The sequence below is a fragment of the Streptomyces sp. NPDC002513 genome, from assembly GCF_053595355.1.
This window is the reverse complement of sequence record NZ_JBSFXK010000018.1, coordinates 1-12,011: the sequence shown is the minus strand read 5'-3', so window position 1 is coordinate 12,011 and position 12,011 is coordinate 1. Positions and strand designations below refer to the sequence as shown.

Below are 12,011 nucleotides of genomic sequence, written 5' to 3'. Positions count from 1 at the left end.
CCTACGTACCCGCCCCACCGGTTTTCGTGCCGGGGACGCGCCGTCGGGTGCCGTCCTGCCGCGCTCAGGCGGGCCGTTGCAGCACCACCAGGCTCCGGTCCACCAGGGCCAGCAGAGCCCCCGCCGCGATCTTGTCACCGGTGCCCGGTGTCACCCCCTTTGGGACGGCAGTGTCGACGACCACCTGCCATTCGCGCCCGTGGTCGACCGGCACCACGAACTCCAGCGGTTGCGGCGAGGCGTTGAACAGCAGCAGGAAGGAATCGTCGGTGATCCGCCCTCCGCGCGGGCCGGGCTCGGAGATCGCGTTGCCGTTCAGGAACACGGTCAGCGCGCTCGCCTGCGCCGACGTCCAGTCCCGCTGGGTCATCTCCTGGCCCTGCGGGGTGAACCAGACGATGTCGGACAGCTCGTCGTGCGTGCCCTGCACCGGGCGGCCGTGGAAGAAGCGGCGCCGGCGGAAGACCGGGTGGTCCCGGCGCAGCCACACCATCGCGCGCGTGAACTCCAGCAGGTCCCCGCCGCCGTCCTCGGGCCACCGCACCCAGGACAGTTCGTTGTCCTGGCAGTACGCGTTGTTGTTGCCTCGCTGGGTTCGCGCGTACTCGTCGCCGTGGCTGAGCATCGGCACGCCCTGGGAGAGCATCAGCGTGGCGATGAAGTTCCGCATCTGCCGGTCCCGCAGCCGCAGCACCTCCGGGTCGTCGCTCTCGCCCTCGGCCCCGCAGTTCCAGGACCGGTTGTAGCTCTCCCCGTCGCGGTTGTCCTCGCCGTTGGCCTCGTTGTGCTTGTCGTTGTACGCGACGAGGTCGTGCAGCGTGAAGCCGTCGTGGCAGGTGACGAAGTTGATCGAGGCGAGAGGCCGTCGGCCGTCGTCCTGGTAGAGGTCCGAGGAGCCGGTCAGCCGGGAGGCGAACTCCGCGAGCGTGCGGGGCTCGCCGCGCCACAGGTCTCGTACGGTGTCGCGGTACTTGCCGTTCCACTCGGTCCACAGGGCCGGGAAGTTGCCCACCTGGTAGCCGCCCTCGCCCACGTCCCAGGGCTCGGCGATCAGCTTCACCTGGGAGACCACCGGGTCCTGCTGGACGAGGTCGAAGAACGACGACAGCCGGTCGACCTCGTGGAACTGCCGGGCGAGCGTCGCCGCGAGGTCGAAGCGGAAGCCGTCGACATGCATCTCGGTGACCCAGTAGCGCAGCGAGTCCATGATCAGTTGCAGCACGTGCGGGGAGCGCATCAGCAGGGAGTTGCCGGTCCCGGTGGTGTCCGTGTAGTAGCGCGGGTCGTCCGCCAGCCGGTAGTACGAGGGGTTGTCGATGCCCCGGAAGGAGAGCGTCGGGCCGAGGTGGTTGCCCTCGGCGGTGTGGTTGTAGACGACGTCCAGGATGACCTCGATGCCGGCCTCGTGCAGCGCGCGGACGGCCGACTTGAACTCCAGGACCTGCTGGCCGCGGTCGCCCCAGGAGGCGTACGCGTTGTGCGGGGCGAAGAAGCCGATGGTGTTGTAGCCCCAGTAGTTGGCAAGGCCCATGTCCACCAGACGGTGATCGTTGACGAACTGGTGTACGGGCATAAGCTCCAGAGCGGTGACGCCCAGCTCGGTCAGGTGTTCGATGATGGCCGGATGGGCGAGCGCCGCGTAGGTGCCGCGCAGTTCGTCGGGCAGCGCCGGGTGGCGCATCGTCAGGCCCTTCACATGGGCCTCGTAGATCACCGTGCGGTGGTACTCGGTGCGCGGCCGGCGGTCGTCGCCCCAGTCGAAGTAGGGGTTGATCACCACGGACGCCATGGTGTGGGGCGCCGAGTCGAGGTCGTTGCGCCGGTCGGGGGAGCCGAACGGGTACCCGTACACCTCCTCGCCCCATGTCACGGTGCCGCTGACGGCACGCGCGTACGGGTCGAGCAGCAGCTTCGCCGCGTTGCAGCGCAGCCCGCGCTCCGGGGCGTACGGGCCGTGCACCCGGAACCCGTACCGCTGCCCGGGCATCACCCCGGGCAGATACGCGTGCCGCACGAACGCGTCGGTCTCCCGCAGCTCCACCGCCGTCTCCGAACCGTCGTCGTGCAGCAGACACAGCTCGATCCGGTCGGCGGCCTCCGAGAAGACCGCGAAGTTGGTCCCTGCGCCGTCGTAGGTGGCGCCGAGCGGATATGCCTCTCCAGGCCAGACCTGCATGGACACGACTCTCCCAGGTGTGCCGGCCCCAAGGGGCGCCCTGAAGCCGAGTCTTCCCCGAAAGTAAGGGAACCCCCTATGGCGTACCTCCCTCTTACCGGCCGACCAGTGCATACGTGAGGGCCGCGGTCACCCGTGCGACCGCGTATGCCGAACCAGTGGGGCTCAAAGCCAGGCGCTGCTCAGCGTGCGGCTTCACCACGCCCGGCAGCCGGGAATCCCAGGCCGTGTTCGTGTGCAGGAACCCGGACTGCGGCTGGTCGGGCAACGCTGACCACAACGCAGCCCGGAACGTCTTGCACCTGTACCGGATGGGCCTCGCGCTCATCCCGGCTGCCGGGAGGGCAGTCGTCAGGCGCGCCAAGCGCGTCAAGCCCGCTACCGCAAGGCAAGCAGGAATCTCCCGGCCTCAGCCAGGAGAGCACTTCAATTCACCGAGTACAACCGGTGTGAGCAGTTCGCCAGCGACAACCTCGGCAACTGCGACGCCGGCGCGGGCAAGTCGGTCGACCGGTGGGTCAACGGACAGACGCTCACTCACCCGGTGGTGTGGGTGAATGTCGGCTTCCACCACATCGCGCGCGACGAGGACCAGCAGCCCATGCCGGTCCACTGGCAGGGCTTCTCGATCGCTCCACGCGACGTCACGGCTATGAATCCCCTCACTCCGCCGGCCCTCGCGAACCAGAACGGGCAGGTGCCGCCTGGCAGTTGAGAAACGACCCTGTCCATCCGGCTGCGTCCCGCCGCTCTCCCGGAGTACTCTTCCTTGATCGTTGGCTGGGGCCTGGCCCCTGAGGAGGCTCGGGGGAGCGGAAGGCGGTGCGCGGGTGGGCTCGGGAGGGCTGGAGCTGCCCCCTGGTGACGAGGGTCACGAGGGGAACTCCACGGATGTCCCGCCCGGGGCGGTGTCCCTGGCACGGCCGATGGAAATGGGTTCCATCGGACCGGAACTGGACTGGGACGCCGAGGCATGGCGCGAGGTACGGACCCGCGCCCAGCGGGCGGGACGCGCCTACATCTGGCTGAACCTGGTCGAACAGCGGTTGCGCACGGTCGTGGCCGCTGTTCTCCGTCCCATCTACGAACCCGTCCACGGCGACGACTGGGTGGTCGCCGCGGCCGGCCCGGCCGGCCAGGAGTGGGTGCAGCGCGCGGTCGCGGTACGCGAGGTCAGCCGCCGCAAGGGGTACATGCTCGACCCCGCCGACGACAATGTGCTCAGCTTTCTGACGCTGCCGCAGCTGCGCGAGCTGATGGTGCAGCACTGGCCGTGCTTCGAGCCGTACATAGACGAGCGCCGTGACGTGGAACTCGCCCTGGACGAGCTGGAAGTGACCCGGAACGTGGTCTCGCGCAACCGGGCCCTGTCGGAGACGGTGCTCGCCCAGGCCGAGCGGGCCTCCGCCCGGCTCCTGGAAATCCTCGGCGCGGGCGGCGACGTGCCCTCCGCGCGCCGGCTGCCCGTGGACGCGGTCGAGGACCTGGTGGGCGACCGGTACGCGGACCTGGTCGCCGTCCATCCCGACCGGGTACGGCTGCTGCGGCAGTTCCCCGCCGAGGACATCTTCGGCGGCGCCCGCCGCCTCGACGCCATCGGCATCGGCCTCAACCTGCTCGTGCAGAACTTCTCCGGGCGCCGGCTGGTGCGCCTCGCGGAGACGGGCTCCCGGATGCGGCTGCTGTTCCTCAACCCGGCCTCCAGCGCCGTCAAGCGGCGCGAGCGGGAACTCGGCATCAAGAAGGGCGAGCTGAGCCGGGCCGTCGAGATGAACATCCTGCACATGCGCCGGGTGCGCGCCCGGCTCCGCGACCCGGGCGCCTTCGAGATCCAGGTCTTCGACGAGACGCCCCGCTTCACCGCGTACCTGGTGGACGGGGACGGCTCCGACGGGATCGCCGTCGTGCAGTCCTATCTGCGGCGCACCCGTGGCATGGAGGCGCCGGTGCTGGTGCTGCGCAACGGCACCCGGGTCGTCAAGTCGGACGAAGCCGTCGAGGGCGGGCTCTTCCCGACCTATCGCGAGGAGTTCGAACTGGCTTGGGCGGATTCGCGCCCCGTGTCCTGAACTGTGCCGCGCGGTAAGCGGAACGCGATCCTCGGATTGTCAGTGGTGCATGCGAAGGTGGAGCCCACTGGGGGAAAGCACCACCGAGAAGGGGGGCCGCCATGGCCTGGCACCGAGAGCTGCTGACCGGATTCGACCTGGAGACGACCGGGACGGATCCGTATGAGGCGCGCATCGTCACGGGAGCGGTGATCGAGGTCAAGGACGGGGAGCCGCTCGGCCGCCGCGAATGGCTGGCCGACCCCGGCGTGGAGATCCCGGCGGACGCGGTCGCGGTGCACGGGATCAGTAATGAGCGGGTGGCCGCCGAGGGCAGCCCGGCCGACCAGGTCGCGGACGCGATCGCCGACGTCCTGGCGGAGTACTGGAAGGCGGGCGTCCCGATCGTCGCGTACAACGCGTCCTTCGACCTCACCCTGCTCACGGCCGAGCTGCGCCGGTACGGACTGCCCTCACTGCGCGAGCGGCTCGGCGGTCTGGAGCCCGGGCCCGTCATCGATCCCTACACCGTCGACCGCAGGGCCGACCGCTACCGCCGTGGCAAGCGCACCCTGGAAGCGGTCTGCGGGGAGTACGGCGTCCCGCTGGACTTGGCGCACGACGCCGCCGCCGACGCCCTGGCCGCGGCCCGCCTCGCCCGCGCGATAGCCGGCCGTCACCCGAAGATCGCGGCGCTCGGTCCCGCGGAGCTGCACCGTCGGCAGATCGAGTGGCACGCGGACTGGGCGGCGGACTTCCAGGCGTTCCTGCGCCGCAAGGGTGACACGGAGGCCGTGGTGGACGGGGCGTGGCCGCTGCGGGAGGCCGCGGAGCACAAGGTCTGACGGGGGCTCGCAAACTCAGAAGGGGTACCAGCGCACGGTCTCGTCCCCGTCCCGCAGCGACGCCACCCGTCGCTCGAACTCTGCGAGGGCCTTGGGGTTGCTCGGCGCGTGCTGGGCCACCCAGGCGCAACTGGCGGTCTCGCGCGCGCCGCGCAGCACGGAGCAGCCCTCCCAGGTGCGCACGTCCCAGCCGTAGGTCCGGGTGAAGGAGTCGTACGCCTGCGCGGGCAGCCCGTAGCGGTCGCGGGACAGGGCCATGACCACCAGGTCGTGCTCGCGCAGATCCGCGGCGAAGGTCTCCAGGTCCACCAGGACCGGTCCGTCCGGGCCGACGTGCACATTGCGGGGCAGCGCGTCGCCGTGGATCGGGCCCGGCGGCAGATGGGGCGTCAGGGCCGCCGCCGCGGCGGCGAACCCGTCCCGGCGCTCGCGCAGATACGCCGCGTCCGCCGCGTCGATCGCATCGCCCGCCAGCCGCAGCCAGCGCTCCACCCCGCCCAGCAGATCGCGGGGCGGCAGAGGGAAGGAGGGGGAGGGGAGTGCGTGCACGATCCGCAGCAGCTCGGCCAGGTCCCGTGGCTCGGCGGGGCGTACGGGATCGGGCAGGCGGTGCCACACCGTCACCGGGTGGCCGTCCACGAGAAGCGGCCGGGGGTCGGCGGCCCGCACCGCGGGGACGTCCTCCTCGGCGAGCCAGACGGCGGTGTCCAGCTCCCGCCGTGCCCGGTCCAGGAGTTCGGCGTCGCGGCCCACCTTGACCACGAGGTCACCGGCGGCGAACACCGCGTTCTCGCCCAGGGCGAGGAGCCGCGCGTCCCCGGCCGGCCCGGGCAGCACGCCCGCCGCCGCCAGCACGCCGCGCGCCGTTGCCTCGTCCATGTGTTCGCCTCCGTGCCTCGACGCGGTCCTTGATGCGCTCGTGAACGACCGCCGAGCACACGCCCCGGCCGTCCGCCCGCCAGTCTCGCATTCCCCCAGGTCGCACCGTGAGCGGCCCTGACCCCTGCGTGGGGTTCCCGGGGACCGCCGGCAGAGCTCTGAGCAGCCGTAGCCAGTCATGTCCGCCACTCGCTCGTACCCCATCCCGGACACTGGAAGCGCAGAAATCTCCCCGGCCCGGGGGCGCCGCCTGGTCAGCCGGCAGCGTTCTCGGCGACCGGCACCTCTTTGATCGCTGGACGCTGCGCTGGTGCGGGGGATCGCAGCAGGGTGGCGGCGAGGAGGAGAGAGAGGGCGACGAGGCAGGCGCCGATGCGGAAGGCGAGCTGGTAGCCACCTGCGAGTGCTGAGGTGGTGCTTGCCCCGTCGGCCAGCAGGGTGTCCGTGTGCGAGGTGGCGAGGGTGCTGAGGACCGCGAGGCCGAAGGCGGCGCCGATCTGTTGCATGGTGTTGAACATGCCGGAGGCGATCCCCGAGTCCTCGGGCGTGGCCGCTGACATCGCGAGCGTGGCCAGCGACGGCATCGCGAGGCCGAATCCGATGCCGAGCGGCAGCAGTGCGGGCAGGACGTCCACGGCATAGCTGCCGCTCGCCGGTACGCGGCCGAGCACCGCGAGACCTGCCGCGATCAGCGAGAGTCCCAGAAGGAGTACGGCACGGGGACCGAAGCGCGCGATCAGCTTGGGCGAGAGGCCGAGGGACAGGGCACCGATCGCGACCGAGACCGGGAAGATGCCGAGGCCGGTGTGTATCTCGTCAAGTCCGAGCACCTTCTGCAGGTAGAGGACGCCCAGGAACTGGAAGCTGAACATCCCGGCCACCATGAGGGCCTGGATACCCATCGCTCCCGAGACGTTGCGTGAGCGGAACATACGCAGCGGCAGGAGTGGGTGGGTCGCCGTCGCCTGGCGGCCGACGAATGCCAGGAGCAGGACGAGTGCCACGGCGCCGAAGCTCAGCGTGTGTGCCGAAGCCCAGCCATGGTCGGTGGTCTCGACGATCGTGTAGACGCCGAGGATCAGTGCGGAGGTGACCAGGAGCGCGCCCATGACGTCGGTCCCCTTGCCGAGGCCGACACCCTGTTCGGGTGTGAGTACGCGCCAGGCCGACAGCACGGCCACGATGCCGATCGGGACGTTGACGAAGAAGATCCAGTGCCAGCTGATGGTCTGCGTCAGGGCGCCGCCGGCGAGGAGGCCGAGCGAGCCGCCGGCGGACTGGACGAAGCTGTAGACGCCGATGGCTTTGGCCCGCTCCTTCGGCTGCGGGAACAGGGTCACGACCATGCCGAGAGTGACGGAGGAGGTCACCGCGCCGCCGATGCCCTGGACGAACCGGGAGGCGAGCAGCATCGCCGGGTCCTGGGACACGCCGCACAGCAGCGAGGCAGCAGTGAAGAGGCTCAGGCCGGCGGTGAAGACGCGCTTGCGCCCGATGAGGTCGCCGAGCCGTCCGGCAAGCAGCAGCAGGCCGCCGAAGGGAACCAGGTAGGCGTTGACCACCCAGGCCAGGCTGGACGAGGAGAAGCCGAGGCTGTGCTGTATGGACGGCAGCGCCACGCTCACGATGGTCCCGTCGAGAATGACCATCAACTGCCCGGCACAGAGCACGGCCAGTGCCACCCAACGCGATGCCTGAGCTGATGAGTTGGTACTCCGCACGGGAACCCCTCCCAAAGGTGCATGGTTTGTTACAGCGGCCATCTTCTGTAACCATGACGCGTAGCGGAAGGAGGCACTTTGATGTCACGCAGTCACACCGATGTGTCCGACCAGGTCAGCAACGAGGCGTGCCCGCTCACCGAGGTCCTCGACCACGTAGCGGGCAAGTGGAGCATCGGAATCCTCGTCGCCGCCGCACACGGACCAGTCAGATTCACCGAGTTGGAACGCGCCATCACAGGCATCAGCCGACGCATGCTCACCTTGAACCTGCGCAAGCTGGAACGCGACGGCCTGCTCATCCGGACCGTCTACCCCACCGTGCCACCCAAGGTTGAATACAGCCTCACGCCCATGGCCCACGAACTCCACGCAACCCTCACCGGACTCGTCGGCTGGGCAGAACGCCACCGAACCGACATCACCACCGCCCGCGCCACCTACGACGCCGCCACCACATCGGCTCTGACGCCTACGCAGGACTCGGCAGGTTGAACAATCTCCTACTGGGGGACGCTCCCATTCGGTCGAGGTGGGCGGCTGGATGCGGCAGACTCCGACGGTGCGTGATCACGTGGAGGTTCCGACGGGTTTGTGGCTGCGAGCTGGTCGGCCGGTGACGTGCGGGCGGTCTTGACGGCATGTGCGGACCCTCTGATGCGCGGACAGGCCAGGGAGTCCGTGACGTCGGTGGAAGCCGCGGAATGTTGGCTGGCTGGGCAGGCTGAGCGGTGGCGTGCGGGTTCAGCCTTCGCGTTCGCTGTCGTCGACGGGCAGAACACCGTGTTGGGCAATGTGTCCGTGGGCGTGATCGATCGGCGTCATGGAACCGGCTGGGTGTCCTACTGGACCACCCCAGAAGCCAGGGGCGCCGGCGTCGCCTCCCGGGCCTGCCGGTCCTTGACCCGATGGGCCTTCGACGATGCCGGACTCTTCCGTCTGGAACTCGGCCATCGGGTCAACACCCCGGCCTCCTGCGGCGTGGCCAGGGCAGCCGGATGTGCGGTGGAGGGCTTGCAGCGGCAGAAACTGGAGTACGACGGCGTGCGCTCTGATGTCGAGCTTCACGCCCGCCTTGCCACCGACGCAGATTCCGACCGCATCTCTGTCGCCTGAGCCGCTCGTCACCGCTCAGGGCGCGTATCGGGTCATGATCAATCTGCGGGAATCGCCCTCGCGGCGGGGCCTGGACCGTAGATCTTCTTGCGTGACGCGAGTGCAACTGACTGACGAGGAATGGGAGTTCATCGAGCCGTACCTGCCGATCGGCGAGTACGGCCCCTACCCCGAGCGGCTGCGACAGCAGTTCGAGGGCGTGATCTGGACCAAGGGCGCGGCCGTGGCCATGCCCGTCCCGTCGCCGCGCGCGTCACCGCGGTCCTCGACGACGCCTGGCAGCGCAGGCGGTCGGCGGGCACTTCTCGTGGACGCTGATCCACACAGAGGCCCTGTAGTCGCTGGCGTCCGACTCCTACGCCGACTTCTTGCGCCGTTCCGAGGAGGAGTAGCGCATGGCCGCCCAGTTCTATCGGGCCGTACGGGACGCCGCACGCCGCGAGTTGCCGCACCTGGCCGCCGGCCACACCACCGCCCTGCAGGCCGCGAAGGCCGTCGCCGACCGGCTCGCCGCCGAACACCAGCTCACGTACGTACCCTCCGTAGAACTTGATTGCTTCCTTAGGGTGGAAAGAGGAGGAGGCAGAGAGGTGCGCAAGAGATCCGGGTACTCATACCTACCAGCAGCTAATAGTCAAGGAATCCACTTCAGGCGGGGAAACTCTTCTGCGTAACATTATCGCCCTTATGTGAATTACCGCGTCGTGTGAAATCAGGGATCCAGTCCGCTTCTAGCCGAGAGCTGCATCGCTATGCCTGATGGTTCTCATTGGTCGAGGCCGCAGTACCTCCATGAGGCCGTAACCAACCCCAACATCCACGTGGCAGGAACTCACAGTTACTACAGCCACGCCTGGTCCGGCGATTTCGAGGGGTCCGTGGTGCGTTACCTCCACGGAGATGCCTACAGCCGAGAGAACCGGAACTGGGTGCCACCCTGGCCCATTGACCAACTGCATATCGGCGACTATGTGTGCATCGGAGCCGAAGCTGTCATCCTCATGGGCGGCAACCATCTTCATCGCACAGACTGGTTCAGCCTCTATCCTTTCCGCGACATTCGCGTCGACGCTTATCAGGGAAAGGGAGACACTGTCATCAAGGATGGTGTCTGGATCGGCATGCGCGCCATGATCATGCCTGGCGTAACACTAGGCGAAGGCGCCGTAATTGCTGCTCAAAGTGTAGTCACCCGCGATGTGCCGCCCTACACCCTTGTGGCCGGCAGCCCTGCACGGGAAGTGCGGAAACGCTTCACTCCGGAGGTCATCGACCGACTCCTGGCACTGGATATCTACAAGTGGAGCGACGAAAAATTTGAGTCTCTACGTTCGGTTGTCTGCGGAGCAAGTATCGACGCCCTCGAGGAGATGTCCCAGACATGGGACATCTCAAATCTAACGGTCCATAGAAATGCAGCCGCTGCCCCTGTGGTGTGACCTCGCCCGTACATGCGCGCAGACGGAATCGGAATCACGAGGTACGGGTCTCTTCTAGACGCTTCAAGGAGGAAACAGGAATGTGTCAGATTCCTTACTCTCGTGTCGCTCTCGTCACCGGTGGGTCCGGCGGGATCGGTCGCGCCATAGTCAGACGACTGGCGGAAGAAAAGTTTTCTATAGGTGTTCACTACGCAGAAAACAAGGATGCGGCCTACAGTCTGGTGGAGGAAATAGCGTCGCGTGGCGGTCGGGCTATCGCAATCCGCGGCGATGTCGCCGATGAAGACGCGATGGCCGCAGCCTTCGATGAAGTCGAAGTCGAATTCGGGGGAATCGACGTCCTCGTGCACACCGCCGGTATCATGCGGCCTGGACCAATCGCGGCCCTGGACCTGACTGACCTCGACCAAATCCACCGCACTAACATCCGCGGCACGTTCGTCGTCGACCGGTTGGCGGCCCGGAAACTACGCGCCGGCGGAGCAATCATCAACTTCTCCACCTCCATGACCCGCACGCAATGGCCCGCCTACGGTGCATACGTCGCGAGCAAGGCGGCTGTCGAGGCAATTACTCTGGTGCTCGCTCGCGAGCTGCGCGGCAAGGACATCACGGTCAATGCTGTCGCCCCCGGCCCTACCGCCACCTCGATGTTTTTCGATGACAAGAACGAGATAACCATCGGCAACCTCACCAAGGCCGCACCGCTCGAGCGTCTGGGACGCGCCGAGGACATGGCCGAGATAGTGGCCTTCCTCGCAGGACCGGCGCGCTGGATAAACGGCCAGGTACTGTTCGGCAACGGTGGTCTTGCCTGAACCGAACAAGACTCGGTGTTGAACGTGCGCATCACGTCTGGTCATCGATGTCTTTGGCTGACGCCACATCGGGACAAAGTGATGACTCTAAACCCTCCGACCTGCAGGAACGTGAACCTCCGACTGTAATGCCAGTCAACTGATCGGGAAACTCGAATGCAAGCCCCCCAAAGAAGAGTTAGGGCATCAGAAAGTGAACAAAACGAGAACCATTAGGGTAGTCGCTGGTGCGGTATTTGCTTTGATGGGCGTGTCAGCCACTGCCTCGCCAGGAACAGCTGCTACCAGGGATGTCGGCACAGAGAAGCTCTACCTGACGGTCACTGGAACCACGCAGTACGGGTATCCGTTTACATCAAAGAAGCCGGGGGACGAATTCGGCGGCAGCGGGAAAGTTAGTGAGAGGAACGCCAGAGTAGGCGACGGAAAATTCTCGTACTACTGCAAAATCACTGCTGTCAGTACCGCTCCCAACACGCTCACCAGCATCTGTCACGCCGCGCTGGACCTGCCAAAAAAGGGGCAGATCACGCTGGAGGCACTGGTAACCCAAAAGGCTGGCACTTCGGGTTTCATGATGGCGGTTACGGGTGGAACAAACGACTACGAATTTGCAAGGGGTCATGCTGACTTCACTGAAACACCACGACCCGCGAGAATCGTCGTCTCTCTGGTCCATCCAAAGACGCCGGCGTAGTGCCCGGCGTGGCAGCACCTCGCTGACCGGCACTGTCAAGTTACTGCAGCCGGAGTTCGGCTTGCCTCGCCGAGGGCGGGGGGCACGAATTGGTGTTGAACGCGCGCATCAGCCCTGGGTCGTACAGCAGGCCCGCGCGCCGCTCGTCAGCCCGGAAGAGATACCTACACCTGGCTAGTAGGGCTTTGTTAGGTCCTGTGGTGGGGTTCGGGAGTGGGGGCGGGTTGGCCGCATATCGAGCAGGCGCCGGTCCAGGTGGCCAGGATCTT

At 67.2% G+C, this 12,011-nt stretch carries 10 protein-coding genes and 3 pseudogenes; 10 read left to right on the top strand and 3 right to left on the bottom strand.

Annotation, left to right across the window (positions count from 1 at the left end):
* Positions 1 to 64: 64 nt before the first annotated feature.
* The gene (gene glgX / locus ACWD5Q_RS14850) at positions 65 to 2,176 is read right to left on the bottom strand and encodes a glycogen debranching protein GlgX (RefSeq protein WP_451427378.1); all 2,112 of its coding nucleotides are present in this window, start codon (positions 2,174 to 2,176) and stop codon (positions 65 to 67) included.
* Positions 2,177 to 2,346: 170 nt separating this feature from the next.
* Between glgX and ACWD5Q_RS14845 the strand changes: the two are divergent.
* The 4 genes and pseudogenes from ACWD5Q_RS14845 to ACWD5Q_RS14830 form a co-directional block, all read left to right on the top strand.
* Positions 2,347 to 2,565: pseudogene (locus tag ACWD5Q_RS14845) on the top strand (zinc ribbon domain-containing protein); the annotation flags it as partial.
* Between the two features lie 26 nt (positions 2,566 to 2,591).
* Positions 2,592 to 2,891: pseudogene (locus tag ACWD5Q_RS14840) on the top strand (copper amine oxidase); the annotation flags it as partial.
* Between the two features lie 115 nt (positions 2,892 to 3,006).
* Positions 3,007 to 4,245 carry an SAV2148 family HEPN domain-containing protein gene (locus ACWD5Q_RS14835; protein WP_451427377.1) on the top strand — a complete coding sequence of 413 codons (1,239 nt, stop codon included), beginning with the start codon at positions 3,007 to 3,009 and terminating at the stop codon, positions 4,243 to 4,245.
* 101 nt (positions 4,246 to 4,346) lie between these two features.
* Positions 4,347 to 5,069 carry an exonuclease domain-containing protein gene (locus ACWD5Q_RS14830; RefSeq protein ID WP_451427376.1) on the top strand — a complete coding sequence of 241 codons (723 nt, stop codon included), beginning with the start codon at positions 4,347 to 4,349 and terminating at the stop codon, positions 5,067 to 5,069.
* Between the two features lie 15 nt (positions 5,070 to 5,084).
* On the opposite strand, the gene ACWD5Q_RS14825 is transcribed toward ACWD5Q_RS14830, so the two are convergent.
* Positions 5,085 to 5,948 (bottom strand): phosphotransferase, encoded by an 864-nt coding sequence (locus tag ACWD5Q_RS14825; protein WP_451427375.1) that lies wholly within the window; start codon positions 5,946 to 5,948, stop codon positions 5,085 to 5,087.
* Positions 5,949 to 6,202: 254 nt separating this feature from the next.
* Positions 6,203 to 7,711: a DHA2 family efflux MFS transporter permease subunit gene (locus tag ACWD5Q_RS14820; protein ID WP_451427374.1), complete on the bottom strand. Its 1,509-nt coding sequence runs from the start codon at positions 7,709 to 7,711 to the stop codon at positions 6,203 to 6,205.
* Positions 7,712 to 7,750: 39 nt separating this feature from the next.
* Here ACWD5Q_RS14820 and ACWD5Q_RS14815 point away from each other — a divergent pair, with 39 nt between their 5' ends.
* The 6 genes and pseudogenes from ACWD5Q_RS14815 (at position 7,751) to ACWD5Q_RS14790 (ending at position 11,742) form a co-directional block, all read left to right on the top strand.
* On the top strand, positions 7,751 to 8,164 hold the full coding sequence (locus ACWD5Q_RS14815) for a winged helix-turn-helix transcriptional regulator (protein ID WP_451427373.1): 414 nt from the start codon (positions 7,751 to 7,753) through the stop codon (positions 8,162 to 8,164).
* 162 nt (positions 8,165 to 8,326) lie between these two features.
* Positions 8,327 to 8,785, top strand: a complete 459-nt coding sequence (locus ACWD5Q_RS14810; protein ID WP_451427372.1) for a GNAT family N-acetyltransferase — start codon at positions 8,327 to 8,329, stop codon at positions 8,783 to 8,785.
* Positions 8,786 to 8,876: 91 nt separating this feature from the next.
* Positions 8,877 to 8,993 (top strand): annotated as a pseudogene (locus ACWD5Q_RS14805) (IS5 family transposase); the annotation flags it as partial.
* A gap of 613 nt (positions 8,994 to 9,606) precedes the next feature.
* Positions 9,607 to 10,224, top strand: a complete 618-nt coding sequence (locus tag ACWD5Q_RS14800) for a CatB-related O-acetyltransferase (RefSeq protein ID WP_451427371.1) — start codon at positions 9,607 to 9,609, stop codon at positions 10,222 to 10,224.
* An 80-nt stretch (positions 10,225 to 10,304) separates the two neighbouring features.
* Positions 10,305 to 11,045: an SDR family oxidoreductase gene (locus ACWD5Q_RS14795; protein WP_451427370.1), complete on the top strand. Its 741-nt coding sequence runs from the start codon at positions 10,305 to 10,307 to the stop codon at positions 11,043 to 11,045.
* A 250-nt stretch (positions 11,046 to 11,295) separates the two neighbouring features.
* Positions 11,296 to 11,742 carry a hypothetical protein gene (locus tag ACWD5Q_RS14790; protein WP_451427369.1) on the top strand — a complete coding sequence of 149 codons (447 nt, stop codon included), beginning with the start codon at positions 11,296 to 11,298 and terminating at the stop codon, positions 11,740 to 11,742.
* Positions 11,743 to 12,011 lie beyond the last annotated feature (269 nt).

Coding starts and splice junctions, on each gene's coding strand:
- glgX (WP_451427378.1), bottom strand. CDS start 2,176: ATGCAGGTCTGGCCTGGAGAGGCATATCCGCTCGGCGCCACCTACGAC.
- ACWD5Q_RS14820 (WP_451427374.1), bottom strand. CDS start 7,711: ATGGCCGCTGTAACAAACCATGCACCTTTGGGAGGGGTTCCCGTGCGG.
- ACWD5Q_RS14825 (WP_451427375.1), bottom strand. CDS start 5,948: ATGGACGAGGCAACGGCGCGCGGCGTGCTGGCGGCGGCGGGCGTGCTG.
- ACWD5Q_RS14815 (WP_451427373.1), top strand. CDS start 7,751: ATGTCACGCAGTCACACCGATGTGTCCGACCAGGTCAGCAACGAGGCG.
- ACWD5Q_RS14810 (WP_451427372.1), top strand. CDS start 8,327: ATGCGCGGACAGGCCAGGGAGTCCGTGACGTCGGTGGAAGCCGCGGAA.
- ACWD5Q_RS14830 (WP_451427376.1), top strand. CDS start 4,347: ATGGCCTGGCACCGAGAGCTGCTGACCGGATTCGACCTGGAGACGACC.
- ACWD5Q_RS14795 (WP_451427370.1), top strand. CDS start 10,305: ATGTGTCAGATTCCTTACTCTCGTGTCGCTCTCGTCACCGGTGGGTCC.